Below are 24883 nucleotides of genomic sequence, written 5' to 3' on the forward strand. Positions count from 1 at the left end.
CGCGTAAGATGGAGAGAGCGGGCATCAGGGCAGAGGAGAAGACGGGGCTTATCGTCGCCGTGGCGCTGCATGTCGCGCTCCTCGCCGTGCTTGTGATCCGTGCGTTCTTCGAACCGCCCGCCGCCAAGCCGGTCGAGCGGATGACGGTCAACCTCACCGAAGATGTCGGCCTCGAGGCGACCGCGCCCGACCCCGTACCCGAAAGCCGGGCGGCCATCGCTCCGGAACTGTCGGACGTGCCCGCGCCCGCGCCCGAGATTCTCGAAGCGCCGAGCCGCCCCGTGGTCGAGCGCCCGACGCCGCGCCAGAATACCCCGCGCCGTGAAACCCCGCGCGAGCAGCCCAAGGCGCAGCCGACCGAAAAGCCCAAGGGTTCGCGCATCGGCGACAACTTCCTCACCGGCAGCGGCGGCAGCACGAGTACCAACGAAACGCGCACACCCGCCTCGCAAATCGGGTCAAGTGCCAAGGCATCGCTGTTCCAGGCTGTCGGTCGCCAGCTTCGCCCGCACTGGACCCCGCCGAGCGGGCCCGAGGTCGAGCAGATCGTCACGAAGGTGCGGTTCCGCCTCAATCCCGACGGCACGCTCAACGGACGCCCTTCGGTAGTCGGACAGCGCGGCGTCAACGATACCAATCGTGCACAGGCATCGCGGCATGGCGAACAGGCGGTACGTGCCGTCCAGCTCGCCGCACCGTTCGATTTGCCGGCTGAATATTACGAAGCCTGGAAACTCATCACCGTGGATTTCGACTGGAAGCTCTCCCAATGAAGAAACTGATTTACGCGACGCTCGCAATCGTGGCTGCCCCGCTGGCTGCGCAGAACCAGGACCTCGGCGAACCGGTTGCCGAAGGGCAGGATGTCGAGACCATCGAGGAAGATGAGGGCCTGTCGGGTTCGGTCAGCTTCGAGGGCAATCTCGACGACTTGGGCATTGCGATCCCCGCCTTCGCGACCGACCGTAATGTGTCGACCCCCGCCAATGCGAGCGGCACCGAAGCTCTGGGCGTAGAGCTCGCACGCGTGATCACCTCTGACCTGCGCAATAACGGCCTGTTCAAGCCGACCGGCCCGGACTCGCTCCCGCGTCCGAGCTTCGACAACATCCAGTCGCCCGTCTGGTCCACCTGGGGTGTGCGCGGGGCGGAGATGCTGGTGCATGGTTACGTGCGCGCGCGCAGCGACAACCGACTGACCGTGGGGTGCTACCTCTACGACATGCAGCTCCAGAGCCGCCTCGTGGCGGAGGGCTGGGTCGTGTCGCCCGCCGACTGGCGCCGCGCCGCGCATAAATGTGCCGACCTGATCTATTCGCGCCTGACCGGCGAAAGCCCGTTCTTCGACAGCCGTATCGCCTATATCGCGGAAACCGGACCCAAGGATAACCGCACCAAGCGTCTCGCGATCATGGACAGCGACGGGGCCAACCACCGCTTCATTACCACCGGCCGGTCGACTGCACTGACACCGCGCTATTCCCCTGACTACAAGAAGCTGGTCTACCTCAGCTATATCGACGGCAATCCGCGCATCTATGTCTATGATATCGGCACCGGCAAGCAGACGCTGATTACGCAGAGCGAGAACCCGACCTTCGCTCCGCGCTGGAGCCCGGACGGTCGCTGGATCCTCTATTCGATGGCCGTAGGCGGTAATACCGACATCTACCGCGTCTCCTCGAGCGGTGGGCGCAGCGAACGGCTGACCGATACGCCGGGCATCGATATCGGCGGGTCTTTCTCACCCGATGGAAGCCGGATCGTTTTCGAAAGCGACCGATCGGGCGCGCAGCAGTGCTATGTGATGGATGCCGATGGTTCGAACCAGCGCCGCATCAGCTTCGGCGGATCGCGTTGCGCGACGCCCGAATGGAGCCCGCGCGGCGACCAGATCGCTTTTACCAATGCAAGCAGCTTCAACATTGCCGTCATGACACCTTCGGGTGGCAATGTGCGCACGCTGACGCGCGGCTGGCAGGACGAGGCGCCGACCTGGGCGCCGAACGGCCGCATCATCCAGTTCTTCCGTACGGCGCGCAATTCTGGCGCGACCTCGCTCTGGCAGGTCGACTTGACCGGCGAAAACGAGCGCCGCCTGCCGACGCCGGTGGATGCATCGGACCCGTCCTGGGGACCGATCCTGCCGTAAGAACATTGGATAATCCGTGGGGACGGATGAAACCGGGGGCCGATAAGAGTTCCACCGCTGTTTAAAAGGGGACAGCACTATGAATACCCGTGTCGTAACTGCCGTAATGCTTTCGTCGGCTCTCGCTCTGGGAGCCTGCGCGAAGAAGGCCCCGGAAGAACTGCCGCCGCCGCCTGAAGAGACGGTGACGGCGCCTACGCCCACGCCTACCGGCCCTGCCGTGGGCAGCATGGAGCACTTCCTTGCTGCGGTCGGCCAGGCAAATACGGTCGTCTATTTCGATACCGACCGCTACAACATCGATGCCGAAGACAGCGCCAAGCTGCAGACGCAGGCGCAGTATTTCAGCCAGTACTCGAACGTGAATTTTACCATCGAAGGCCATGCCGACGAACGCGGTACGCGCGAATACAACCTCGCGCTGGGCGAGCGCCGTGCCAATGCGGCGAAGAACTATCTCGTTTCGCTCGGCATTCCAGCCAGCCGGATCCGTACCGTGAGCTATGGCAAGGAACGCCCGGTCGCGCTCGGATCGAACGAGGCAGCCTGGGCCCAGAACCGCCGCGCGGCGACCGTTACGATCAACTGATCGAACGGTCTTCAGGCAAAAGAAAAGCCCCGGTTTGCGCCGGGGCTTTTTCTTTGTCGAAGCAGGGGCGCTTAGCGGGAGATTTCGTATCCGCCCATGGGTGCCTGGCCCGAAAGGTGGCTTTCCGGCGCGGTGCCGATCGTGCCCAGCGTCGCAACCAGAGCGAGCGCGGCCGTGCTCAAGACGGCGAAGGTGGCGGAAAGGGTCAACTGCTTGCTCATGGTCCTGCCTTAGACGGGAGTTTCTTAACGGTTCGTTGCAATGCAACATTTCAGATTGCAACTGGTTCCCACAAGCTTGCGAAAGATGCCATCATCCCTAGATTGACCGCCATGTCCGCTCGACGAACGACATTTTGATGCCCAAGGCGCGGCGATCCAACGACTGGGGCTTCCCCCGCTGGCGCGGCTATGACGAGAGCCGCGAGGCAGCGACCGTGCGCCTGTGCGATCGCCACGGCTGCGAGGAGAAGGGCGATTGCCCGGCGCCCAAGTCGCCCAACAGCCCGGAGCGCTGGTATTTCTGCCAGAAGCATGCGGCCGAATATAATTCGCGGTGGGACTATTTCGAAGGCCTCGACAAGGCCGAGAAAGAGGCGCGCGCCAAGTCGGAGCGTTCCGAAAACGCCGGCTATGCCGAGGCGCAGCATTATGGCTGGGGTGGCTCGGGCGACGGCTCGCGGAGTGCGGACGAGATGCGCGCACTGGAAATCCTCGAGCTCGAAGCCGATGCCGATTTCGATGCGATCAAGAAAGCGTGGCGGGTGAAGGCCAAGGCGGTCCATCCCGATGTGAAGCCCGGGGACAAGGAAGCCGCCGACCTGTTCCAGAAGTACCAGCTGGCTTATGAAGTGCTTAAATCTGCCGAAGAACGCCGTGAATGGAAGGGCTAGGCTCCATCTTTTATTTGAAAGATGAAGCTGCGGTTTACCATTTATTGCGAATTGGGGCCTAGGTTTAGCGCGCGACTGGAAGGGCTACCATGCAAACACGCGAAACCAACCGACAGGGATCGAATATCGTCCTCAATTGCCGCACGCCGGTGGCGCGTGCGCAGGCAATTCTGTGCGATATCTCCCATACGGGTTGCCGCATCGAATTGTTCGATGGCCATGTGAGTAAGGGCCAGACCATTTTCTTCGAGATCGACGAGCGCAACGAACTTGCCGGCCAGATCATGTGGGTGCGTGGTAACGAGGCGGGCGTAAAATTCATGCACAAGCTGAGCGCAGTCATCCGCAACACGCTAGAGCTCTAGGCTAGCCTCTTAACCACAGCCTCTGCCAATTTTTTACCCAGACCGGGACCCTGCTCTGGATAGAGATAGGGTTCGATCGCCTCGGCCTCCATCACGGCGAGTTCGCCCGAAGGCAGGCGCGCCATGTCGATGCGGCAGTACAGCAGGTTGTCGAAAGGCAGTGCCGCCACGACTGCCTCGGCCTTGGCCAGGTCGTCGGGAGCGGGCGAATAATCCGCTTCGTATCCCCCGAATAGCGATTGGATCCGGTATTCGCCTTCCGCCGCGCGCTTGAGAACGCCGTGGCTGAACTCCCCGTCGATGAAAACGAAGGTGTATTCGCCTTCTACCACAAGGCTGGGAAGGAAGGGCTGGATCATGCAGGCACGGCCCATCTGCCAGCGGTCGCCGGGCAGGGTGTCCTGCGTGAAACTATGCTGTCCAAGTCCGCCAGCACCGACCTGGCGTTTCACGACGACACGGTCGACGCCGAAATCGGCCATGGCGACGCGGACATCCTGCCGCCCGGCATCGCCCAGCCACATGGTCGGGACTACGGTTGCGCCGCGCTCCTCGAGCTCCCGCAAATAGGATTTCTCGGTGTTCCACCGCACGACGGCGGGCGGGTTGCAGACCTTGATGCCCTTGCCAGCCAGCGCCTCGAGTTTCACGAGGAATTCGGTCGGGTGGTCCTGATAGTCCCACGCGGTGCCCAGCAGCACCATCGCCATGCCCTCGAAATCGCCCAATGGCGAGCGCCAGTCGATTTCGACCAGCTCCAGTCCCGCTTTATCGAACGCCGGACGTAGCGCGGCGACCTCGATATCGTGCTCGAACGCATCACCCCGCCGGGGGCCATCCCCCGGCAGCGTGTCGGCGCAGGCGAGGAAGCCGATCTTGCTCAGACTGCCTCCAGCGCCTGTTCGAAATCGGCGATCAGATCGTCGGGATCCTCGATACCGATCGAGATGCGGATGAGGTTGTCGCCGATGCCCAGCGCCGCCTTGCGCTCGTCGGGCACCGAGAGATGCGTCATCGAGGCGGGGTGGCTGGCGAGCGTTTCGGTCCCGCCGAGGCTGACCGCGAGCTTGGCGATCTTGAGCGCATCGAGGAAGCGGAAGCACTCCGCCTCGCCGCCCTTAAGCAGCAACGAGAATGTCGAGCCCGCTCCGAGGCAATGGCGATCGTAAATGTCCTGCTGTCGCGCATCCTTGATCATGCCGAGATAGCCGAGGCCTTCGACTTTGGGATGCTTCGCAAGGTATTCGCAGACCTTGGCGGCGTTGTCGCCCGCGCGGCTCATGCGCAGTTCGACCGTCTCGAGGCTGCGCAGGAGCATCCACGCGGTGTTGGGATCGCAGATGCCGCCCATCGTGTTGCGCAGCATGCGCACGGGGTCCATCCACTTCTTGGCGCCCGCGATCGAGCCCGCAACGAGGTCCGAATGGCCGCCGACATATTTGGTCAGCGAATAGCAGACGATGTCCGCGCCATGGTCGAGCGGACGCTGCCACAGCGGGCCGAGGAAGGTGTTGTCGATGGCAATCGGGCAATCGAGCTTCGCCGTATCGACCGCGGCGCGAACGGCCTGCACGTCGACCAGCGCATTGGTCGGGTTGCCCGGGCTCTCGAGGTAGACCATCGCGACCTTGCCGCCCTGCTCGTCAGCCTTGGCCTTGGCCTTTTCGAGGACCGCGTCGATTTCCTCGCGCGTGGCGCCGGCCGGGAAGTCGACATAGCTCACGCCCCAGCGCGACATCCACTTGGCGACGAACCCTTCGGTGGCGGCATAAAGCGGGCCCGAATGGACGATGACATCGCCCTGGCTCGCATAGGTTAGCAGCAGCACGCAGATCGCGGTCATGCCGGAAGAGAAGGAGAGCGCGTCCTCAGCCCCGTCCCAGATCGACAGGCGGTCTTCGAGGATTTCCTGATTGGGCGCATTGAAGCGCGAATAGACGAGGCCGTCCGCGCCTCCCGGGCGCTTGCCGGTGATGCCTTCGAAATGACGCTTGCCATCGGCCGCGCTCGGGAAGGCGAAGGTGCTGGTCAGGAAGATCGGCGGCTTGAGACTGCCTTCGGACAGCGTCGGATCGAAGCCGTGGCCCATCATCAGCGTGCTGGGCTTGAGTTCGCGCCCCGCAATCTTGGTGACTTCGGGCCTGGGCGCCATGCGCGGGGACGTGGGGTCGATTTCGTGGTCGCTCATGCGAAGAGCATCCTTCCTAGTGACACGCTCCCAGGAAGGCGGGAGCCGGTGGCCTATCCGGGGCGCCCGTTCCTAACCTCCGCAGGAACGCCTCTCCACCGCATGGCCGTTATGGCCCGTGCCACTATTGCGGACAGGGAGCGGAATCAACTCCGTGGTCAGACGATTGCGCTCATTGCCCACACCACCGCGACGATCAGGAATATGCCGACGAGATCGAGCAACAACCCGGCCTTCACCATGCGCGCGATCCTGATGCGGCCTGTGGCCCAGGCAATGGCATTCGGCCCTGTCCCGGCAGGAAGCATGAAGCCCCAGCTGGCAGCCAGCGCAGCGGGCATCGCGAGCAGCACCGGATCGACCTCGAGCGCCACCACAAGCGCCGCCACAACCGGGATAATCGCGCTGGCCGTCGCGACATTGCTGGCGAATTCGGTAATCAGCACCACCATGGCGACTACGGCGATTGCTACCAGCACGAGCGGCCAGGCCTCGAGAGGCAGCAGCGCATTCCCGAGCCATTCGGCAAGCCCGCTCGCGCCCATTCCCGATGCCAGTGCCAGGCCGCCGCCAAACATCATGATCACGCCCCATGGCGCGCGGTCCGCTTCCTTCCAGACCAGCAGGGGGCGGCCCGTGCCATCGGGCAGGAGGAACAGCGCAAGGCTGGCTATGATCGCTATCGTCCCGTCGGTCCATGATCCGGCGGGGAGGTAGGGCCCGACCAGCAGCCGCGTCATCCATGCGGCAAAGGTGATGGCGACAACCACCATGAGGCGCTTTTCCGGCGTCCCCATCGGTGCCTCGTCGACTACCGCTTCGCGCGCTGCCGCGACATCGAAGGGATGGGTGGAAACCTGCTGGACGCGGGCGATGAGGAAGGCGGCGAGCGGGATGCCGAACAGCACGATCGGAAGGCCATAGGCCATCCATTCGGCGAAGCTGATCTTATGGCCGATCATTGTGTCGAGCAGGCCCACGGCAATCGCATTGGTAGGCGAGCCGACGAGCGTGCCGAGCCCGCCGATGCTGGCGGCAAAGGCGATGCCCATGGGGAGCGCTCCCGCCAGACCTTCGGTGGCGATTTCGCCATCCTCGCGGGCCTTGCCCACCTCGCCTCCCGCCAGCACGGCCAGCGCCATCGGCATCATGATCAGTGCGGTCGAGGTGTTGGAGATAAGCATCGACAGGATCGCCGCAGCGATCATGAAGGCGAGCAGCAGTCCGGTCTGGCCGCCCCTGCCACCGATGGCGGTCAGGATGGCAAGCGCCAGACGCCGATGCAGGCCGGTGCGCTCGATCGCCAGCGCGATGAAGGCCCCGCCCAGCAAGAGAAAGAGGATGTCCGAATAATAGGCGCCCGCGGTTTCCTTGGCGGTCATCACGCCGGCAAAGGGAAGGACCAGGAAGGGCATGAGCGCGGTGGCAGTCAGCGGGATCGCCTCGGTCATCCACCAGGCCGCCATGAGCACGACGAGACCGGCCACGATAAACGCCTCTCGGCTCATGCCGGCGGGAGTGGGAGCGACGATGCTCGCAAGAAGTGCAGCCGCGCCAATCGCCAGACCAACCATTCGCGCATTCATGATCTTTAGATTTCTCCCTCGATGAGGAGAGACTATCTCGGCATTGCGGGGATGGCGAGGCCATCGCGGCTCGCCGTCCCCATCTGTATCCTAGCGCTTGGCCGATGCCCGGCCGACGAAGTAGCGCTCGTTATAACCATCGAAGTCCTGATCGACGTTTCCTGCGAAAACAAAGGTCGTTTCCGTTCCCTGCGGTCCGAAGAAGCCGCCTGAAACGAAAAATTCGGGCGTCCCGCCCACGTTGACCTGACCGAAATAACCCACGCGGTCGGTGTCCACCGATGTCCCGGTTTCGCCGCTGAACGGCCCATAGAACTGGGAGCCGCCACCGGTGATCTCAACCTCGAGGCTGAAGCTCACATCCAAAGCACCTGTCTCGGTATTGCCCGTAACCGTCGCCGTTCCTCCGATGATCCTGCGCGATTCGACCTTGTCTCCGACCTTCTCGTACATCGCTCCGCGGAAATCGAAGTCGTCATAGGTCACCACCGTCTCGGGAGGGAGATCCTCCGGATCTGTCGGAATCCCGATCGAGCAGTAAGAGGTCCCGAGTTCGGAATAGCTGTCTGCCAATGAGAAGAATAATTCGCGCGAATATTCGCGCAGCATCGAACCGGTTCCCAAAGTTTCAATCTCCAGGACCTCGAGATTGAAATCGGTGGTGCGGTTGTAGATTCTCACCGGACCGGTGGAAGTCGCTAGGTCGGACGGAAGGAAAGTCTCGGATTGACCATTGACGATGCGCACCAACCAGCTCTCGTCGGTCGCATTGTAGTTTACCAGATCATCCTGCCCGAAAACGGAAATGCCCATCATCGAAGGCGGCACGTCTCCCGAACCGGTGCCGATCCATACCGGGTTGGAGCCGACGCAAGCCGTATAGAAGCTCTGGTCTCCCGAAAGTTCGTCGAACTTCTCGTAATTGAATGTTGGGGTAGGAGATGGTGAAGGAGATGGCGAAGGCGACGGCGAGCCGATCGATCCGCCACCACTGCCCGAGCTATCACCACCGCCGCAAGCGGCAAGCGCCACACTGGCGAGTAGCATCGCCGCAATCCCTTTGAATTCCATGTATCGACCCCTGTAACTTTGCACCGCAGCATGCGACGTGCGATCGTTAGATAAGACGTCCAACTTGTCTAGAGATGTAGCGAAACGCGACGTGGATATTTCGCACGCGGTTGTACAACCTCAACTATTCGGGGGTTTGGCGTCTGTGATAATTTAACATTTAATAAAAAGGGCAGCTAATTGGATAGCTGCCCTTCAATTGTCTCAATCAGTTGCGGCCCTTACTTGGGCGCGAGCACCATCACCATCTGGCGACCTTCGAGACGCGGGAAGCTTTCGACCTTGGCGATCTCTTCCACATCGTCGCGGACGCGGTTCAGGAGGTCCATGCCAAGCTGCTGGTGCGCCATTTCGCGGCCACGGAAGCGCAGCGTGCACTTCACCTTGTCGCCGTTTTCGATGAACTTGTTCACGTTACGCATTTTCACGTCGTAATCGTGATCGTCGATGTTCGGGCGCATCTTGACCTCTTTGATGTCCTGCGTCTTCTGCGTCTTGCGCGCGAGATTCGCCTTCTTCTGCGCCTCGTAGCGATATTTGCCGACGTCGAGGAACTTGCACACCGGCGGGTCCGCATTGGGGGACACTTCGACGAGGTTGAGGCCGAGGTCGTTGGCCTGCTCGGTCGCTTCGCGGGTGTACATCACCCCCAGGTTCTCGCCTTCGTGATCGATCACGCGGACCTTGGGGACATTGATCATGTTATCGTAGCGCGGGCCGCTTTTTACGGGCATTTGCATGCTGCGCCGGGGTGGACGGGCTATGGGGCTATCTCCTTTTGGTGCCTCTTCAGAATGCGCCCATGTAGGCGCTGTTCCGCAGATTCGGAAGGGGGTTAGGGTAAACGCGCGCGGTTTTACGCGCGTGAGTTGCACTTAGGCGGCTTTTGACCAGAGGTTGAAGCGCGCCAATTTGCCTTTCGCAGGCACTACCGCATCGATCCTTTCTGCGGGTTGCAGTGCCTTCAGTATGGCCGGGTCGGCGGCGTTCATCCCACCGGTATATGCCCCGAATGCGGGCAGGATCATGCGGCCCGAAGGCTTGCCGTCGGCCCCTTCATTGGCGCTGACGACCGCGCAGGGGCGACGGATCATGCGTTGGCGGATCTTGAGCTGCAGGCGCGGGTGGTAGTGGCCGGACAGCTCGGGCCGCGTCTCGCCCTTCCTGGCTCGATGGCGCAGGATAGTGCCGTTCAGCTCGATCTCTTCGACCAGCGTGCCGCCGCACCGCGCTTCCATGTCGGGATCGTGGTTGCCGGTGATCCAGACCCAGTCGACGGCCTTGGTCAGTGCCTCCAGCATCCCGCAGGCGTAGGGTTCCAGCCGCGCCGAGCCATCCGAATCGTGGAAGTTGTCGCCCAGCGTAATCACCCGCCGCGCACCCGTTTCGCGAATGGCGAGCGCCACGCGCTCCAGCGTCTCGCGGCTGTCGTAGGGCGGGATCATCTGCCCGTGGCCCGCAAAGAAACTGCCCTTTTCAAGATGCAGATCGGCGACCAGCAACGCGCGTTCGCGCGGCCAGTAAAGCGCACGGCCTTCGGTGAGGAGCCATTCCTCGCCAGCGAACGAAAGGGGAACCATGCGGGTGCTATTGCCGCGTTGCTATCGCGATGGCAAGGGCTTCGTTATGACCGATTGGACCACCCAGACCGAAACTGCCCGCAACTGGTTCGAGACCTTGCGCGACCGCATCTGCGCCGAGTTCGAAAGCATAGAGCGCGAGGCGGGAAGCGAAGCTGCCTTCCGGTACACGCCGTGGGAGCGCGAGGAGGCCGGTAACGACGATCCCGGTGGCGGCGTGCAGGGCCTGATGAAGGGCAAGGTGTTCGAGAAGGTAGGCGTCAACGTGTCGACCGTGCGTGGTAATTTCGCGCCCGAATTCGCCGCCTCGATCAATGGTGCTTCGCCCGAAAACCCCGGCTTCACCGCCACCGGCATCAGCCTTGTCGCGCATATGGCGAACCCGCATGTGCCGGCAGTCCACATGAATACCCGATTCCTCACGACGCAGGCCGCCTGGTTCGGGGGCGGGGCGGATCTCAACCCGCCTCTGCCCTACGAAGAGGACACCGAGGACTTCCACGCGCGCTTCCGCGCCGCCTGCGCTGCGCATAACCCGACCTATTACGAACGCTTCAAGAAGTGGGCGGACGAGTATTTCTACATCCCCCACCGCGGCGTTCACCGCGGTGTGGGCGGCATTTTCTACGACCACCTCGAATGCGAGGACGAAGCCGGTTTCGAGCGCAATCTCGCTTTCACCAAGGATGTTGGCGAGGCATTCCTCGACATCTTCCCCAAGCTGGTTCGCCGCCGCATGGAAAGCGAGTTCACGCCGCAAGACAAGCAGCAGCAGCTGGAATGGCGCGGTCGCTATGCCGAGTTCAACCTCGTCTACGATCGCGGCACGCTGTTCGGCCTCAAGACCGGTGGCAATATCGACGCCATCCTGATGAGCCTGCCGCCCGAGGCGACCTGGAGCTGACCTAGCGCAGCTGGGTTACGCGGACCCAGTCGATCTCGATCTCGACTTCGCCTGCCTTGATCCTGTCCACACTGGCTTGCGGAAGCCCGAAATAGGGCGTGGTCACCGCATTCACGCCATTCGGATAGGTCCCACCGAGCGCCGCGTTCAGGATGAGATATTTCCGGTTGTCGAATCTCCACGCGCCATACCGTTCGACGTCGGCTTTCGTGACGGTGTAATAGGCGTTGCCGTCGACCTCGAAAACGATGCGATTGGAATCCCACTCGACTGCATAGGTGTGCCATGCGGTCACATCCTGCCCCGCAGGAAAGGTATAACGGGCGTTGATCGGGGTGTTGCCCGAATAGCCGGGGCCGTGGAGTGCCGAGCTCACCCATTCCTTCTCGCCGACATATTCCATGATGTCGATCTCGCCGCTGTCTGGCCATGCGCCATATCCCAGCAGCCAGAAGGCCGGCCAGAACCCTTGCGCATCACTCATGCGGATACGCGCCTCGGCCCTTCCATGCTCGAAATCGAATTTGTCCGAACTGTCGATGCGGCCCGAAATGAAATCGGCGTTGCGATCGCTTCGCGTATCGACCCCGGGGCGATAGATGGGCTTGAGGACCAGCACGCCGCCCTCGGCCCCTTCGGCATCGCTGCGAATGAAGATGGTGTCAGTCGTGTCGAGGTAGGCCTGTTGTTCGCTATTGACCCAGAAATCCATGCCCACGACGTTCCACTTCGAACGGTCGAGTTCGGCGGCATTGAATTCGTCGGCGAAGACTTCGGTTGGGGTTCCCGTGGGCGAGGGCGTCGGCGTGGGCGCAGGCGTTGCAGTGGATACCGGTCCTGACGCATTGCCACTACCGCCGCCGCAGCCACCCAGCGACAGTGACGCAAGCGCTACCGGGGCCAACCATCGGCCGCGCATCTACCTAGCCACCGGCGCGTACACCCGCACCCAGTCGACCAGCATCTCGACCTCGCCGCGCTTAACCGCGTCGACCGTCTCCTGCGGGATGCCATTATAGGGCTCCTCGATGCGATTGGTCTTGAACGGGTACGCGCCGCCCATGGCGAAATTCAGGATCAGGTATTTGTCGTTGTCGAACCGCCACTCGCCATAATTCACCACCATGGGCTTGGTCACTCGGTAGTGGACGTGGCCGTCGATCAGAAAGTCGATCTGGCTGTCGGTCCATTCCACGGCGTAGGTGTGCCATTGGGTGACGTCGATGCCCTCGGGGAAGAAGAACTTGTTCACCAGCGGGGTCTCGCCCGAATAGCCCGGGCCGTGTAGCGCAACGCCGATCCAGTCCTTCTCGCCGACATATTCCATGATGTCGATTTCGCCGGTGCCGGGCCACTGGTCGTAACCGAGCAGCCAGAAGGCGGGCCACACGCCGACATTGTCGGGCATCTTGATGCGGGCTTCGGCGCGACCGTGCATGAAGTCGAACTTGCCCTGGCTTTCGATGCGGCCGGAAACGAAGGGCGCGTTGCGCTCCTTCTTGGGGTCTGCGCCGGGTTTGAAGACCGGGCGCAAGACCAGCGCACCGCCATCGGCACCGGTGGCGTCCTCAGTGAAGGCGATCACGGAGGGATCATCGATATAGGCCTGCTGTTCGTTATTGACCCAGAAATCGGTGCCGATGACGATCCACTTGTCGCGGTCGAGGCTGCCGGCGTCGAATTCATCCGCGAAGATCAATTCGCGTTCCGGAGCGATCGCTTCGGCGAGGGCCGCGCCGGCATCGTCCGCGTGTGCGCAGGCGGCGCTCGAAAGGCCCAGTGTGACGGCAGTGGTTGCAGCGAAAATGGCTTTGCGGATCATCAGGCTCTCCGATTTTTATCTGTGAACGTTCACATTAACGGTCCGACGTCGAAGCGCCAGCCCCTTGGATACGTTTTCAATGATCGGGGTGGAAAGGAGTGCCGGGATCGCCGATAGGGCGCGGCGCGTATAAACAGCTGCCGGGTCTGCCGGTGACATTTGCCGGAGAGAAATCATAATGCGTCGCCTCACATCCAGCCTTGCGATCCTGCTATCCGCCTCAGCCTGCACCACTGCAACCACCCAGCCGCAGGTCTCGACGGCCATTCCGGAGCCGATGGTCGCGCCAATCCTGACCGGGCCCGAAGCGCTCGACACGCTGACCTTTGCCCAGCCGCAGATCGCGCGGGTTACGCATGTCTCGCTCGACCTGGCACTCGATTTCGAAGCGCAGCGCGTGTCCGGCACGGCAACGCTCGATGTGCTGGCTAGGCCCGATGCCCACGAGATCGTGCTCGATATCAACGGGCTCGATATCGTCAGCGTCACGGACATGCGCGACAAGGCGCTTCCCTTCACGATCGGCGCCCATGTCGAGGAGGAAGGCAAGGGCGCGCCGCTCACGATCCGGATGGGCGATGAACGTCGGATCAAGATCGCCTATCGCAGCGGCCCCGACGCGGAGGCGTTACAGTGGTTGACGCCCGAGCAGACTTTGGGCGGCAAGCTGCCGTTCCTTTTCAGCCAAGGGCAGGCGATCCTCAACCGGACATGGATCCCGACGCAGGATAGCCCCGGCATTCGCCAAACCTGGGAGGCCTGGATCAGCACGGTCATCCCGGCCGAGGGTGAAATCGATGTAGTGATGAGCGGGATCGAGGGCGACAAGGCCGACCCCACTCCGCCGCCGCCCAATCGCATCTCGCACTATTTCTCGATGGACAAGCCGGTCCCGCCCTATCTCATTGCGCTTGCTGCTGGCGACATCGACTTTCGCGCCATCGGTCCGCGGACCGGAGTATGGGCCGAGCCTTCGGTGCTCGACCGCGCCCATGCCGAGGTCGCCGATACCGAGCAGATGGTCGTCGCCGCCGAGAAGCTTTACGGCGAGTATCGCTGGGGGCGGTACGACATGATCGTCCTGCCGCCGGCCTTCCCTTACGGGGGCATGGAGAACCCGGTAATGACCTTCCTCACGCCTACATTCATCGCGGGGGACCGGTCGAATAACGGCCTCGTCGCGCACGAGCTTGCGCACAGCTGGTCGGGCAATCTGGTCACCAATGCCGTGTGGGGCGACAGCTGGCTGAACGAAGGCGTCACCACCTATTTCGAAAACCGCATCGTGGAGGAAGTCTACGGCAAGAAGCGCGCCGAACAGGAAGCCGCGCTGATGTATGCCAACATCCAGGAAGTACTCGAGGAGGTCGGGATGAACGAACCCGGCACGGCGCTCAGCACCGATGGCCAGTACGAACTCGGCAGCGCGATCGCCTATGACAAGGGCGCCTTTTTCCTGCGCACTGTCGAGCGCATCGTCGGGCGCGAGCGCTTCGATGCCTGGCTGCAGCAGTGGTTCGACAACCACGCCTTCCAGCCCGCGACCAGCGAGCTCTTCCTCGCAGACATGATGGCAAACCTCGTTCGTTCCGATGCCGAGGCAGGGGCGCTGATGCTGCGGGAATGGATTTTCGGTCCCGGTCTGCCGTCGAATGTAGCAAAGCCGGACCCTGCAGCCTTTGCCGAAGTGGACGGAGCGGTGTCCGCCTATGCCGCCTCGGGCACGATCCCTTCAGCCTGGGATAATTGGACCGCAGCCGAGCAAATTCGTTTCCTCGACAACCTTCCCGCCGAACTTTCGCACGAACAGTTGGCCGCCCTCGATATCGCACTCGGCCTGTCGGGCACCGGCAATAACGAAATCCTGTTCCTCTGGCTCGAGATGGCGCTGGAAAACCGCTACGAACCTGCAGTCCCGCAGGCGGAGGCATTTCTTGCCCGCGTAGGCCGTGCCAAGTTCGTACGCCCGCTGTTCCAGGTCTTGTGGGACCAGGGCGACTGGGGCCGGCCGATAGCCACCCGCATCTATGCCGAGACGCGTGGCAGTTACCATTCAGTGACGCGCGACTATGTCGACCGGGTGATGAGCGGAGGCGATTAGTCACAGCGCTCTTTTTGCGTTGCAATAGAACCGGCTTTTCCGCCATCGTGCTCTCACGATGCTGCGCCAGTACGAACTCGTAGAGCGGGTCCTCGAATACGACCCCGACGCCGACGAGGCGATGCTGAATCGCGCCTACGTCTATACCGTGCAGAAGCACGGCACGCAGACGCGCGCGAGCGGAGACCCCTATTTCAGCCATCCGGTCGAAGTCGCCGGGCTGATGACCGATTTGAAGCTTGACCAGGAAACTATCGCCACCGCGCTGCTGCACGATACGGTCGAGGATACGCTGGCGACGATCGACGATATCGAGGCCAATTTCGGCAAGGATGTCGCGCGGCTGGTCGACGGGGTTACCAAGCTCTCGAAGATCGAGCAGATGCCCGAGAACGAGCGCGCAGCGGAAAACCTGCGCAAGTTCCTGCTGGCGATGAGCGAGGATATCCGCGTGCTTTTGGTGAAGCTGGGCGACCGGCTGCACAACATGCGCACGCTCCACTTCATCAAGAAACCCGAAAAGCGCCAGCGCATTGCGCGCGAAACGATGGATATCTATGCCCCGCTGGCGGAGCGCGTGGGCATGTACGAATACATGCGCGAGATGCAGCTGCTCGCTTTCGAACAGCTCGAACCCGAAGCCTACGCCACGATCACCAAGCGCCTCCAGCAGATCCGCGACGAGGATGGCGGACAGGTCGATGCGATCGCGCTCGACATGAAGCATGCGCTCGCCAACGCAGGTCTACAGGTCGAGGTCTCGGGCCGCGAGAAGCACCCCTATTCGATTTGGAAGAAGATGGCCGAGCGCCATGTCAGCTTCGAGCAGGTGACCGACATCATGGCCTTCCGCGTTATCTGCGAGGATGTGGCCGACTGCTACCGCGCGATGGGCGTCCTTCACACGACGTGGCAGTTCCTGCCGGGCAAGTTCAAGGACTATATCTCGACCCCGAAGACCAACGGGTACAAGTCGCTCCATACCTCGCTGATTTATGGCAAGTCGATGCGCGTCGAAGTTCAGATACGTACGCGCGAAATGCACAAGACCAACGAATTCGGCCTTGCCGCGCACTGGGCCTACAAGCAGGGTGACCGGCCCGATGGCGCGGTCGGCTGGCTGCGCGACCTGATTGAAATCGTCGATGCGAGCCATGATGCCGAGGAATTGCTCGAGCACACCCGTATGGCGATCTACCAGGACCGCATCTTTGCCTTTACGCCCAAGGGCGCATTGCACCAGCTGCCCAAGGGCTCGACCGCGGTCGACTTCGCGTTTTCCGTCCATACAGAGCTCGGTACGCAAACGGTGGGCGCAAAGATCAACGGGCGGCACATGCCGCTGCGTACCCAGCTCAACAATGGCGATGTCGTCGAAATCCTGAAGGGCAAGAATGCCGAACCGCAGATGAGCTGGCTGGGCTTCGTCATCACCGGCAAGGCGCGCGCTGCGATCCGCCGCGCAGTACGGTTGAAGGAACGCCATGAAGTCGCCGAGATCGGCCAGAAACTTTACGACGAGATCGTCACCCGAGTGCCTGCCAAGATCGGCAAGAAGGCCCTGCGCGACGCGCTGAAGCGGCTGGACATGGAGGAAGATGAAGACCTCTTCTACGCCATTGGCGCTGCCAAGATTACCGACCGCGCGGTGATGGAAGCGCTCATGCCGGGTTCCACCGAAGGCATGGCCGACGAGGACGATGAATGGCTGCGTAGCGGCAAGTCGCTTTCCATCCGCGGGCTTACTCCCGGCGTGGGCTACGACCTTGCGGAATGCTGCCACCCGGTACCGGGCGACCGGATCGTAGGCCTTCGCAAGCAGGACAAGGGCGTCGAGGTGCACGCCATCGACTGCCACCAGCTTGCCACCGGAATCGACAGCGACTGGCTAGATCTCAGCTGGGGCCGACGGTCACGCGGTGCCGTCGGCCGCCTGCGCGTTACCTTATACGACAGGCCCGGCACTCTGGCCGAGATGGCCGGCATCTTTGCGCAGAACGTGGTCAATGTGAAAAGCCTCGAGCAGACGCAGCTCGACCATCCCTTCACCACCTATGAGGTCGATCTGGAGGTACAGGATCTTGCCCACCTCACGCGCATCCTGAGCGCGCTGCGCGCGAGCGATGCGGTGGCGCAGGCGGAGCGCGCATGAGCTTAGGCTCACAGTGCAGACCTAGCGCTGCCGAGGCGGCGGAATGGCGAAGATATCGTGCGGAAGCTCGCGCAGCGCGTGCACGCCGCACGGGCAAGCGGGGTTCTGTGCGAGATCGAAGCCATTCCGACGTCTCGAGGAGATTTGGCCAAAAAGGCCCAGTGCTTCGGCGCAAAGGCTTGGAAGATGCTCATCTGCCTGCGCCTTCGCTTCTCGCCCTGAGCCTTTTTGACTCAAACCTCGGCAGCGCTAGGCCCGCACTGTGAGCCTTCTTACAGGGATCGACCATGTCCAGCTCGCCATGCCGCATGGCGGCGAACCGCATGCGCGCAAGTTCTGGACCGGCGTGATGGGCCTCACCGAAGTCGCCAAGCCCGCCCATCTCGCCATCAACGGAGGCTGCTGGTTCGAGGCGGAGGGTATTACCATCCATTGCGGCGTAGAGGACGGTTTCCTGCCCGCCCGCCGCGCGCATCCGGCGTTACTGGTCAAGAACCTCGGCGCGCTGGTCGCCAAGCTCGAAGCGCTGGGCGTGCCCTTCAAACCGGGCAAGGATCTCGAAGGCTATCGCCGCGGCGATATCGCCGATCCCTTCGGCAACCGCATCGAGCTGATGGAAAAGCTCTAGTCGTGACTGTTGCGGACCAGTTCTGCGCGGTGACCGGGTACGGTCAGAAACAGGCGATCGCCGGCAGGTAGCATTCTCACATTACTTGCGAGGAAGAGCCGGAACAGCCTTTCGTTGGGCTGCTCGGCACAGGCCTGCAGCGTGCAGGTGCGCATGTGATATATGCCCTCGCTCTCGCCCGAAACTCCGCAGGAATTGCAGCCGTCGTGATAGCCGACGATCTCGCTCCATCTAATGCCGATGGAATAGTTCTCATCGGTGACATCGATGCCATCGATCCGGACGAAATCCCAACCCCCGTCCTCTTCAGGTGCTGCTATCAGGTGCCAGAGCGTTTCGCCAGGAGGCATCGCGATCCCGCCGATCGCCGCAATCACGGCGACTGCCAACCCTCCCGCAGTAACCCATGCGAGACCCTTGTGATGTTGGCCACCGCTCACAAGAGTTCCAGCTCGAGTCCCAGCAAGTTGCCTTCGGCGAGTTCCTCGGCCCGCATTACCTTCTTCGAGACGAGCAGTACCCATTCGGATTTCTCGCGTTGCGGGAAGACCGATGTTTTCCAATCCGTCTCGCCAATACGCGCCAGAACCTTGACCGAGCCGAAGCCGCGCCGCGCGCCGAACTCGAGCCGGTGCAGCCGCTCGTGCATGGCGATGGCTGCGGCCGCTTCGCCGGTGATCGTCACAAGGTGATAGGTCCCGCGATCGCCCTGCCAGCGCGACAGCGGCAGGGCGCAGGAGAGCCTCTCGCTCATTCGGCCATGCGACGCACGGGCACCTGAATATTGCAGATATCCGCGCCGCCCGCTGGCACGATGAAGAACGGCGGCTGGCGATTGGCGCGGGCATCGGCGTAGCGCGCGAAGCTGGGACCTTCGGTGTCGAGATATTCGAACTTCGGTCGCTCGTCCTGGGGCAGGTCGGCGGCGACGCGCACGGTCAGGATCGGCGTGCGCTTGCTTTCGTCCTCGTAGAAGCCGAGTGTGCCCTTGCCGCGCGGCAGGGCGCTCAAATGCTCCATGCCCTCCACGATGCGCCCGGCGAGCGCGATATTCTGGTCGAGATGCCGCGGCGCATGTCCGATTACCGTATAGAGGCCCGAACCATCGCCGGCATCGGGTGCCATCCCGCGTCCGACGCCCACCATGCCGTAACAATGGACCGGCCAGACCCGCGCATTGCCCTCGTTCTCGTCCTTCCCGTAATTGGAAGCGAGCGGCCAGCCCTTGTAGGGCAGCGAGAGCTGGGCATAGGAATCGAGCAGCCCGTTGGCGAGGATCATGCCGGTGGTGGCGTCGGCCGCAATCACCGGCTCATCGGTTTCGAGCGAGCGGGCGCGCTGGCTGTCGGCGAGCAGGCGCGGCAGGCCGATCGCATCGGCAGGTATTGTGTAATTGGCGGAGCTGGTAGGTCGCAGACCTTCGGTCGGCAGAGGCTCGAAATCGTCCGCCATGCTGGCCGGGTCCCCCCACTGCGTGACGTAATTGTCCTGCACCCGCAAAACCGCATTTCCGTCGAACTTGCCGGCCCGTGCGAGAGTGCGGATATTGGCGGTCCAGTCCTCGCTGAATGGGGCGGGCATCAGCTGGATTACAACCTGGCGCTCATTGCCATCAGCGTCGGGCGCCAGCGTCATGACCAGCAGGTCCTCGGCAGGGATGGCAATCCACTCCTCCGCAGCTGCCTGCTCGACGATCTCGTAAGGTCCCGGCGGCGGCGCTTCGGCATCGTCCTGCGCAAGGAGCGGAGTGGCAAGGGCGAGCGCTGCAGCCAGCGAAATCAGGTGGTTGGTCATGGCGCGGCAGCTTGCCAGCATTGCCACAAAAGAAAAGCCCCTTCGCGCGCGTTTTGATGGGCGGGAAGGGGCTCTGATGCGATGTTCGCAGGGAATGCCATTCCGCGCAGCACCGCAACTTGGGGGGTGTACCCGAAATAATGCCTGCGCGCGTGGGCGGGTTCCCACGGTTCGTCGCATTTTGGCCCAGCCGCGCTGTTGCGCGTACCATCAACTGTCGCTAGAGGCCCGCGTTCGAGAACCCGGGCCTCAAGTGGCGCAAAGCGCGGCAGGCCCAACGGGAACGCGGAGCAGTGGCCGAGTGGTCGAAGGCGCACGCCTGGAAAGTGTGTATACGGTAACCCCGTATCGAGGGTTCGAATCCCTCCTGCTCCGCCATCCTTCCAGTCGCAATTCACGTCACTTCCGACATTTCACGACGGAGTGTGGCAGGCGTAGTACGACACTGCCAGCCTGCACCATTGCGCGGCCCAACCTTCCCGATATGATCGTCGCCGAGAAGGAGAGACGAGCGCAATGGAAGCCAGCGAACTTGCCACCCGCCACCAGTCAGTCGACAGCGACCCCGAAAGCTACTGGCTGAAGGAGGCGGGCCGTCTCGACTGGATTACTTTCCCGACCAAGGCCAATCGTAGCTCGTTCGACGAGGCGGATTTCGGCATACGCTGGTTCGAGGACGGGGAGCTCAACGTCACCGTCAACTGCCTCGACCGCCACCTCGCCGAGCGTGGCGACAAGACCGCCATCATCTTCGAAGGCGACGAGCCGGGAGAGGGCTATTCGCTCACCTACAGGCAGGTCCACGAAGAGGTCTGCCGCTTTGCCAATGCGTTGAAGGATCGCGGCGTAGGCAAGGGCGACCGGGTGGTTCTCTACATGCCGATGATCCCCGAGGCGGCATTCGCCATGCTGGGCTGCGCACGGATCGGGGCGGTCCATTCGGTGGTCTTCGGCGGCTTCTCGCCCGACAGCCTTGCCGACCGGATCGCCGATTGCGGTGCAAAGCTGCTCGTGACAGCCGACGAAGGGGTGCGGGGTGGCAAGAAGATCCCGCTAAAGGCCAATGCCGACAAGGCGCTGGAGAAATCACCGGTCGATGCGGTCATCATGGTTCGCCGCACAGGAGGCGAGGTGAATTTCGTCGAGGGCCGCGACAGCTGGTGGCACGATCTGCGAAGTCGTGTGAGCGCCGATTGCCCGCCCGGAAGGATGAACGCGGAAGACCCGCTTTTCATCCTTTATACCTCCGGTTCGACAGGCAAGCCCAAAGGGGTGATGCATACCACCGGCGGGTATCTACTCTGGGTCACCTTGACCTTCGACATGCTGTTTGGCGCGAAAAATGAAGATATTTTCTGGTGCACCGCCGATGTCGGCTGGGTCACCGGGCATAGCTATGTCGTCTACGGACCGCTCGCCAATGGAGCGACGACGGTGATGTTCGATGGTGTCCCAAACTATCCCGACTTCGGTCGGTTCTGGGAGACTTCGAACCGGCTTGGCGTGACCATCTTTTACACCGCTCCCACCGCCATCCGTGCGCTCATGCGCGAAGGTGACGACTGGGTCACCCGCCACGACCGCTCGCAAATCCGCTTGCTCGGTACGGTCGGCGAACCGATCAATCCCGAGGCTTGGAACTGGTATCATGAGGTCGTGGGCGAGGGGCGCTGCGAAATCGTCGACACTTGGTGGCAGACCGAAACCGGGGGTGCGATGATTGCGCCCGTACCCGGCGCGGTCGAGACCAAGCCCGGCAGTGCGACCAAACCGCTTCCGGGTGTCTATCCGGTGCTGGTCGATAACGATGGCGGATTGCTGGAGGGCGCGACCGAAGGCAACCTGTGCATTACGCAAAGCTGGCCCGGCCAGATGCGCGGGGTGTGGGGCGATGCGGACCGCTTCTTCCAGACCTATTTCACCACCTATCCCGGCAAATATTTCACCGGTGATGGCTGCAAGCGGGACGAGGATGGCTATTACTGGATCACCGGACGTGTCGACGATGTGATCAACGTATCGGGCCACCGCATGGGAACGGCAGAGGTCGAAAGTGCTCTCGTGGCGCATCCCAAGGTGGCCGAGGCAGCCGTGGTCGGCATGCCGCATGATGTGAAAGGGCAGGGCATCTATGCCTATGTCACGCTCAATGCGGGCGAGCCCGAAAGCGAGGAATTGCGACAGGAGTTGCGCCAGTTCGTTCGCGGGGAGATCGGGCCGATCGCCTCGCCCGACGCGATCCAGTTTGCGCCCGCATTGCCCAAGACCCGTTCCGGCAAGATCATGCGGCGTATCCTGCGCAAGATCGCGGAAGGCGAGCCGGACAAGGTTGGCGATGTCTCGACCTTGGCTGATCCGGCGGTGGTCGAAAGCCTGATCCAGGGCGCGCGGGTCTGACCGCGCTGCGAAATAGAACGGAGCGATAAGCGCAAATTTTCTTGCGCGCGCTTGCGGCTCGTTAACCTTCGAAGCTTACCACGCTCCCTATCGGAAATTCCGCATGCTGCCGGACCCCAAGCTGGCGGCTTTTGCGCAAGAGTACTCCCGGGGCGGACGATCTAGCCCTGAATTCGTCACGGGAGGGGGCCGGATCGCCTTTGCGCAATCCGGCTCCATTCCGTTCAGCCTATCTGGAAATCAGTGCGTGAGGCGGCGGCGCATGCGGTAGCGCCCGTGCTCGAACTGTTCGAAATACTGGTGCACATCGGGGTGCGAGACGGGGCCGGCGAGCGAATCCGCGATCAGGTTCTGCTGGCTGACGTAGGCGACATAATCGCTCTCGTCGCTCTCGGCGAGCAAGTGGTAAAAGGGCTGGTTGCGGTCCGGCCGGATCTCTTCGGGGATCGACTGGTACCATTCCTCGCTATTGGCGAAGACCGGATCGATATCGAAGATCACTCCGCGAAAATCGAACGCCTTGTGCCGAACAACGTCGCCGATGGCGAAACGGGTGCGGATACGGCGCGGCGCCTCGAGAGTGCGGCCGGCCTGTGCGGAGAAAAACGATGCCCTGTCCATGAATGCAAAGAATATGGTGCGCTGCGGCAATTAGGCAAGGGTGCGGGGCGAACGATCCCCCGATTTCGCATGCGAAAGGGGTTGGCAAGGGCGATATGGGCGGCTAATGGGCGCGCTCGCTTCGACCCGGGGCCAAGGCCCAATCAAGCGCACCCGACATGCGGAGAGGTGGCAGAGTGGTCGAATGCGCTGCACTCGAAATGCAGTATACGGGCAACCGTATCGAGGGTTCGAATCCCTCCCTCTCCGCCATTCGGCCTTTTCTGGCTTTTCCTGATAGTTCTCCCAGCCAATACAATCCTTAGGATTTGCGGGCCCTTCTCGTTCCGGCCTGTTGCTTGCTGTTCCTCCCCAGCCGCGCTAGTGTGTGGTAGAAAGTGTGGGAGCAAATGTATGGGCAGTCTGACAGCGACGGCGGTGAAGGCAGCGAGCGAGCCGGGACGCTATGGCGACGGGGACGGTTTATTCCTGCTTGTCGGCAAAGGCGGAGCGAAAAGCTGGATGGTGCGAATCCAGAAAGATGGGCGGCGTCGCGACATCGGACTGGGTAGCGCCAGCAAGGTTCCATTGAAGCTGGCGCGTGAGCGGGCCATTGCGGTTCGAGAGCAAGTAGAGGCGGGAATCGATCCCGTTGCCGAGCGCCGCAAGGCGGCTGGTATTCCTACGTTCCGCGAAGCTGCGAAGCTCGTGCATGCCGAGCACAAGGCAAGCTGGAAGAACGCGAAGCACAAAGCGCAGTGGCTCTCCACGCTGGAGAATTATGCCTTCCCCGCATTTGGCGATCGCTCGGTTGCGCAGATAGACGCGGCTGCGGTTCGCGATGCCTTGGCAGCAATATGGCTCGCCAAGCCGGAGACCGCGCGCCGATTGCGGCAGAGGATACGAACAGTGATCGATTGGGCAGTCGCCAAGGGATACCGCGATAGCTCGCTGGCAATGCCTGTGATCGACAAGGCGCTACCAAAGCAGCGTGCAAAGGTCCGCCACCATGCAGCGATGCCTTATGCCGAGCTTCCCGTATTTATGCGTGTTTTACGGGAAACGGAGAGCATGGGGCGGCTGGCATTGGAGGCCGTTATCCTAACTGCCGCACGCTCGGGCGAGGTGAGGCTAGCGACTTGGGACGAAGTCGATCTGGATGCCGCCACCTGGACTATTCCAGCCGAGCGCATGAAGGCGGGGCGCGAACATGTTGTCCCGCTTTCCACTCCAGCGGTTGATCTCTTCAAACGCTTGAAAGCGCACCGGCGCGATGGTGACGGTCCAGCCCTTGTTTTCCCCGGCATGAAGCGTGGCAAGCCGCTCAGCGACATGACTCTCACGAAAGCGATGCGCGATATGGACAGGAGCGAAACACCGCACGGCTTCCGGAGCACGTTCCGCGATTGGGTTGCGGAGCAGACGACCTTTCCGGCTGATCTGGCAGAAGCGGCGCTCGCCCATGCGGTAAGCGACAAGACCGTGGCCGCCTACCAGCGAGGAACTATGTTGGAAAAGCGAAGAGAATTAATGGCTTCCTGGGCTGACTACTGTGACGGGATTGGCGATCAAAAGATCGTTCGCATCGTTGTCTGACAGATATTTCAGCTAGAGAAATCGATAATAGATAGCACAGCTTGGCCTTGTGGCGCTCGCTTGCAAGATCGCTGGAATTTGAATCTATCCACATGGCTATCCTCATTCGCTTGGCGCCATCCGGTTCCCTACAGACCGAATCACTCTCATAGTGATGTTGCCTTGATGTTCCGCTGCGTTCCTGCGGCGAACGAGGCACAACGAAAGGTCACTATGACTATGACTCAAATACCGGAACTGCTTACCGTGGCGGACTTCTGTTCCCGCTACTCCATCGGTCGCACCTCGCTTTATCGCGAGGTCAATGCTGGACGCTTGAAGCTTCGCAAGTTTGGTTCTGCGACACGCATTGCTCGCAAGGATGCAGAACGCTGGGCTGCCAATTTGCCCGGCTACGGTGGGGAGGCAGCGTGATGTTGGAAGAAGCTGGAAACGAAATGCCCCCGGTCGCGGCAACGACCGAGGG

25 protein-coding genes and 2 tRNA genes are annotated in these 24883 nt (G+C 62.1%); 14 read left to right on the plus strand and 13 right to left on the minus strand.

Annotated elements, in window-relative coordinates:
* Positions 1-8 precede the first annotated feature (8 nt).
* The 3 genes from K3178_RS01250 (at position 9) to pal (ending at position 2741) form a co-directional block, all read left to right on the plus strand.
* Entirely contained in the window at positions 9-773 is a 765-nt protein-coding gene (locus tag K3178_RS01250) for an energy transducer TonB (RefSeq protein WP_221569578.1), read from the plus strand.
* Positions 770-2152 (plus strand): Tol-Pal system beta propeller repeat protein TolB, encoded by a 1383-nt coding sequence (gene tolB / locus K3178_RS01255; RefSeq protein WP_221569579.1) that lies wholly within the window; start codon positions 770-772, stop codon positions 2150-2152. The genes K3178_RS01250 and tolB overlap by 4 nt, the downstream gene beginning before the upstream one ends.
* A 79-nt stretch (positions 2153-2231) precedes the next feature.
* Positions 2232-2741: a peptidoglycan-associated lipoprotein Pal gene (pal, locus tag K3178_RS01260; RefSeq protein ID WP_221569580.1), complete on the plus strand. Its 510-nt coding sequence runs from the start codon at positions 2232-2234 to the stop codon at positions 2739-2741.
* A 71-nt stretch (positions 2742-2812) separates the two neighbouring features.
* On the opposite strand, the gene K3178_RS01265 is transcribed toward pal, so the two are convergent.
* Positions 2813-2962, minus strand: coding sequence for a hypothetical protein (locus tag K3178_RS01265; RefSeq protein ID WP_221569581.1), 150 nt, complete (start codon positions 2960-2962; stop codon positions 2813-2815).
* Positions 2963-3099: 137 nt separating this feature from the next.
* Here K3178_RS01265 and K3178_RS01270 point away from each other — a divergent pair, with 137 nt between their 5' ends.
* Positions 3100-3633, plus strand: a complete 534-nt coding sequence (locus tag K3178_RS01270) for a J domain-containing protein (protein WP_221569582.1) — start codon at positions 3100-3102, stop codon at positions 3631-3633.
* An 89-nt stretch (positions 3634-3722) separates the two neighbouring features.
* Positions 3723-3998, plus strand: a complete 276-nt coding sequence (locus K3178_RS01275; protein ID WP_221569583.1) for a PilZ domain-containing protein — start codon at positions 3723-3725, stop codon at positions 3996-3998.
* On the opposite strand, the gene K3178_RS01280 is transcribed toward K3178_RS01275, so the two are convergent.
* The 6 genes from K3178_RS01280 to pdeM form a co-directional block, all read right to left on the minus strand.
* Positions 3995-4726, minus strand: coding sequence for an ATP-grasp domain-containing protein (locus tag K3178_RS01280; protein WP_247713474.1), 732 nt, complete (start codon positions 4724-4726; stop codon positions 3995-3997). The two genes, K3178_RS01275 and K3178_RS01280, sit on opposite strands and share 4 nt — an antisense overlap.
* 152 nt (positions 4727-4878) lie before the next feature.
* Positions 4879-6186, minus strand: coding sequence for a cystathionine gamma-synthase family protein (locus tag K3178_RS01285; protein ID WP_221569584.1), 1308 nt, complete (start codon positions 6184-6186; stop codon positions 4879-4881).
* A gap of 158 nt (positions 6187-6344) precedes the next feature.
* Entirely contained in the window at positions 6345-7772 is a 1428-nt protein-coding gene (locus K3178_RS01290; protein ID WP_221569585.1) for an SLC13 family permease, read from the minus strand.
* A 90-nt stretch (positions 7773-7862) separates the two neighbouring features.
* Positions 7863-8843 (minus strand): hypothetical protein, encoded by a 981-nt coding sequence (locus K3178_RS01295; RefSeq protein ID WP_221569586.1) that lies wholly within the window; start codon positions 8841-8843, stop codon positions 7863-7865.
* Positions 8844-9064: 221 nt separating this feature from the next.
* On the minus strand, positions 9065-9583 hold the full coding sequence (gene infC, locus K3178_RS01300) for a translation initiation factor IF-3 (protein ID WP_221569587.1): 519 nt from the start codon (positions 9581-9583) through the stop codon (positions 9065-9067).
* 135 nt (positions 9584-9718) lie between these two features.
* Positions 9719-10423, minus strand: a complete 705-nt coding sequence (gene pdeM, locus K3178_RS01305; RefSeq protein ID WP_221569588.1) for a ligase-associated DNA damage response endonuclease PdeM — start codon at positions 10421-10423, stop codon at positions 9719-9721.
* Between the two features lie 46 nt (positions 10424-10469).
* On the opposite strand from pdeM, the gene hemF reads away from it, so the two are divergent.
* Positions 10470-11327: an oxygen-dependent coproporphyrinogen oxidase gene (gene hemF, locus K3178_RS01310; RefSeq protein WP_221569589.1), complete on the plus strand. Its 858-nt coding sequence runs from the start codon at positions 10470-10472 to the stop codon at positions 11325-11327.
* Position 11328: 1 nt separating this feature from the next.
* Here the strand turns inward: hemF and K3178_RS01315 are convergent, their stop codons facing one another.
* Both K3178_RS01315 and K3178_RS01320 read right to left on the minus strand, forming a co-directional pair.
* On the minus strand, positions 11329-12246 hold the full coding sequence (locus tag K3178_RS01315) for a glycoside hydrolase family 16 protein (RefSeq protein ID WP_221569590.1): 918 nt from the start codon (positions 12244-12246) through the stop codon (positions 11329-11331).
* On the minus strand, positions 12247-13149 hold the full coding sequence (locus K3178_RS01320; protein ID WP_221569591.1) for a glycoside hydrolase family 16 protein: 903 nt from the start codon (positions 13147-13149) through the stop codon (positions 12247-12249).
* Between the two features lie 178 nt (positions 13150-13327).
* Between K3178_RS01320 and K3178_RS01325 the strand changes: the two genes are divergently transcribed.
* The 3 genes from K3178_RS01325 to K3178_RS01335 all read left to right on the plus strand — a co-directional run bounded on the left by K3178_RS01325 (position 13328) and on the right by K3178_RS01335 (position 18030).
* A complete protein-coding gene (locus tag K3178_RS01325) occupies positions 13328-15250 on the plus strand; it encodes a M1 family metallopeptidase (protein ID WP_221569592.1) in 1923 nt (640 codons plus the stop codon).
* Between the two features lie 58 nt (positions 15251-15308).
* Positions 15309-17402, plus strand: a complete 2094-nt coding sequence (locus K3178_RS01330; RefSeq protein WP_221569593.1) for a RelA/SpoT family protein — start codon at positions 15309-15311, stop codon at positions 17400-17402.
* Positions 17403-17664: 262 nt separating this feature from the next.
* The gene (locus tag K3178_RS01335; protein WP_221569594.1) at positions 17665-18030 is read left to right on the plus strand and encodes a VOC family protein; all 366 of its coding nucleotides are present in this window, start codon (positions 17665-17667) and stop codon (positions 18028-18030) included.
* Here K3178_RS01335 and K3178_RS01340 read toward each other — a convergent pair.
* Genes K3178_RS01340 through K3178_RS01350 form a run of 3 tightly spaced genes read right to left on the minus strand, consistent with a single transcriptional unit; the run spans position 18027 to position 19845 of the window.
* Complete coding sequence (locus K3178_RS01340; RefSeq protein WP_221569595.1) at positions 18027-18470, minus strand: hypothetical protein; 444 nt, start codon at positions 18468-18470, stop codon at positions 18027-18029. The two genes, K3178_RS01335 and K3178_RS01340, sit on opposite strands and share 4 nt — an antisense overlap.
* Positions 18467-18784 (minus strand): DUF1905 domain-containing protein, encoded by a 318-nt coding sequence (locus tag K3178_RS01345; protein ID WP_221569596.1) that lies wholly within the window; start codon positions 18782-18784, stop codon positions 18467-18469. The genes K3178_RS01340 and K3178_RS01345 overlap by 4 nt, the downstream gene beginning before the upstream one ends.
* The gene (locus tag K3178_RS01350) at positions 18781-19845 is read right to left on the minus strand and encodes a peptidylprolyl isomerase (protein WP_247713557.1); all 1065 of its coding nucleotides are present in this window, start codon (positions 19843-19845) and stop codon (positions 18781-18783) included. The genes K3178_RS01345 and K3178_RS01350 overlap by 4 nt, the downstream gene beginning before the upstream one ends.
* 266 nt (positions 19846-20111) lie before the next feature.
* Between K3178_RS01350 and K3178_RS01355 the strand changes: the two genes are divergently transcribed.
* Positions 20112-20202, plus strand: a tRNA-Ser gene (locus K3178_RS01355).
* Positions 20203-20340: 138 nt separating this feature from the next.
* Positions 20341-22221 (plus strand): acetate--CoA ligase, encoded by a 1881-nt coding sequence (gene acs / locus K3178_RS01360; RefSeq protein WP_221569597.1) that lies wholly within the window; start codon positions 20341-20343, stop codon positions 22219-22221.
* Between the two features lie 240 nt (positions 22222-22461).
* On the opposite strand, the gene hspQ is transcribed toward acs, so the two are convergent.
* A complete protein-coding gene (gene hspQ, locus K3178_RS01365) occupies positions 22462-22842 on the minus strand; it encodes a heat shock protein HspQ (protein WP_221569598.1) in 381 nt (126 codons plus the stop codon).
* Positions 22843-23004: 162 nt separating this feature from the next.
* On the opposite strand from hspQ, the gene K3178_RS01370 reads away from it, so the two are divergent.
* The 3 genes from K3178_RS01370 (at position 23005) to K3178_RS01380 (ending at position 24831) form a co-directional block, all read left to right on the plus strand.
* Positions 23005-23094 (plus strand) — tRNA-Ser (locus tag K3178_RS01370).
* 141 nt (positions 23095-23235) lie between these two features.
* Positions 23236-24417: a tyrosine-type recombinase/integrase gene (locus K3178_RS01375; protein WP_221569599.1), complete on the plus strand. Its 1182-nt coding sequence runs from the start codon at positions 23236-23238 to the stop codon at positions 24415-24417.
* Positions 24418-24630: 213 nt separating this feature from the next.
* Positions 24631-24831, plus strand: coding sequence for a helix-turn-helix domain-containing protein (locus tag K3178_RS01380; protein ID WP_221569600.1), 201 nt, complete (start codon positions 24631-24633; stop codon positions 24829-24831).
* Positions 24832-24883: the final 52 nt, after the last annotated feature.

The organism is Qipengyuania sphaerica, from assembly GCF_019711595.1.
GTDB classification, from domain to species: Bacteria; Pseudomonadota; Alphaproteobacteria; order Sphingomonadales; family Sphingomonadaceae; genus Qipengyuania; species Qipengyuania sphaerica.

Coding starts and splice junctions, on each gene's coding strand:
- K3178_RS01250 (WP_221569578.1), top strand. CDS start 9: ATGGAGAGAGCGGGCATCAGGGCAGAGGAGAAGACGGGGCTTATCGTC.
- tolB (WP_221569579.1), top strand. CDS start 770: ATGAAGAAACTGATTTACGCGACGCTCGCAATCGTGGCTGCCCCGCTG.
- pal (WP_221569580.1), top strand. CDS start 2,232: ATGAATACCCGTGTCGTAACTGCCGTAATGCTTTCGTCGGCTCTCGCT.
- K3178_RS01265 (WP_221569581.1), bottom strand. CDS start 2,962: ATGAGCAAGCAGTTGACCCTTTCCGCCACCTTCGCCGTCTTGAGCACG.
- K3178_RS01270 (WP_221569582.1), top strand. CDS start 3,100: ATGCCCAAGGCGCGGCGATCCAACGACTGGGGCTTCCCCCGCTGGCGC.
- K3178_RS01275 (WP_221569583.1), top strand. CDS start 3,723: ATGCAAACACGCGAAACCAACCGACAGGGATCGAATATCGTCCTCAAT.
- K3178_RS01285 (WP_221569584.1), bottom strand. CDS start 6,186: ATGAGCGACCACGAAATCGACCCCACGTCCCCGCGCATGGCGCCCAGG.
- K3178_RS01290 (WP_221569585.1), bottom strand. CDS start 7,772: ATGAATGCGCGAATGGTTGGTCTGGCGATTGGCGCGGCTGCACTTCTT.
- K3178_RS01295 (WP_221569586.1), bottom strand. CDS start 8,843: ATGGAATTCAAAGGGATTGCGGCGATGCTACTCGCCAGTGTGGCGCTT.
- infC (WP_221569587.1), bottom strand. CDS start 9,583: ATGCAAATGCCCGTAAAAAGCGGCCCGCGCTACGATAACATGATCAAT.
- pdeM (WP_221569588.1), bottom strand. CDS start 10,423: ATGGTTCCCCTTTCGTTCGCTGGCGAGGAATGGCTCCTCACCGAAGGC.
- hemF (WP_221569589.1), top strand. CDS start 10,470: ATGACCGATTGGACCACCCAGACCGAAACTGCCCGCAACTGGTTCGAG.
- K3178_RS01315 (WP_221569590.1), bottom strand. CDS start 12,246: ATGCGCGGCCGATGGTTGGCCCCGGTAGCGCTTGCGTCACTGTCGCTG.
- K3178_RS01320 (WP_221569591.1), bottom strand. CDS start 13,149: ATGATCCGCAAAGCCATTTTCGCTGCAACCACTGCCGTCACACTGGGC.
- K3178_RS01325 (WP_221569592.1), top strand. CDS start 13,328: ATGCGTCGCCTCACATCCAGCCTTGCGATCCTGCTATCCGCCTCAGCC.
- K3178_RS01330 (WP_221569593.1), top strand. CDS start 15,309: ATGCTGCGCCAGTACGAACTCGTAGAGCGGGTCCTCGAATACGACCCC.
- K3178_RS01345 (WP_221569596.1), bottom strand. CDS start 18,784: ATGAGCGAGAGGCTCTCCTGCGCCCTGCCGCTGTCGCGCTGGCAGGGC.
- K3178_RS01350 (WP_247713557.1), bottom strand. CDS start 19,845: ATGCTGGCAAGCTGCCGCGCCATGACCAACCACCTGATTTCGCTGGCT.
- acs (WP_221569597.1), top strand. CDS start 20,341: ATGGAAGCCAGCGAACTTGCCACCCGCCACCAGTCAGTCGACAGCGAC.
- hspQ (WP_221569598.1), bottom strand. CDS start 22,842: ATGGACAGGGCATCGTTTTTCTCCGCACAGGCCGGCCGCACTCTCGAG.
- K3178_RS01375 (WP_221569599.1), top strand. CDS start 23,236: ATGGGCAGTCTGACAGCGACGGCGGTGAAGGCAGCGAGCGAGCCGGGA.
- K3178_RS01380 (WP_221569600.1), top strand. CDS start 24,631: ATGACTATGACTCAAATACCGGAACTGCTTACCGTGGCGGACTTCTGT.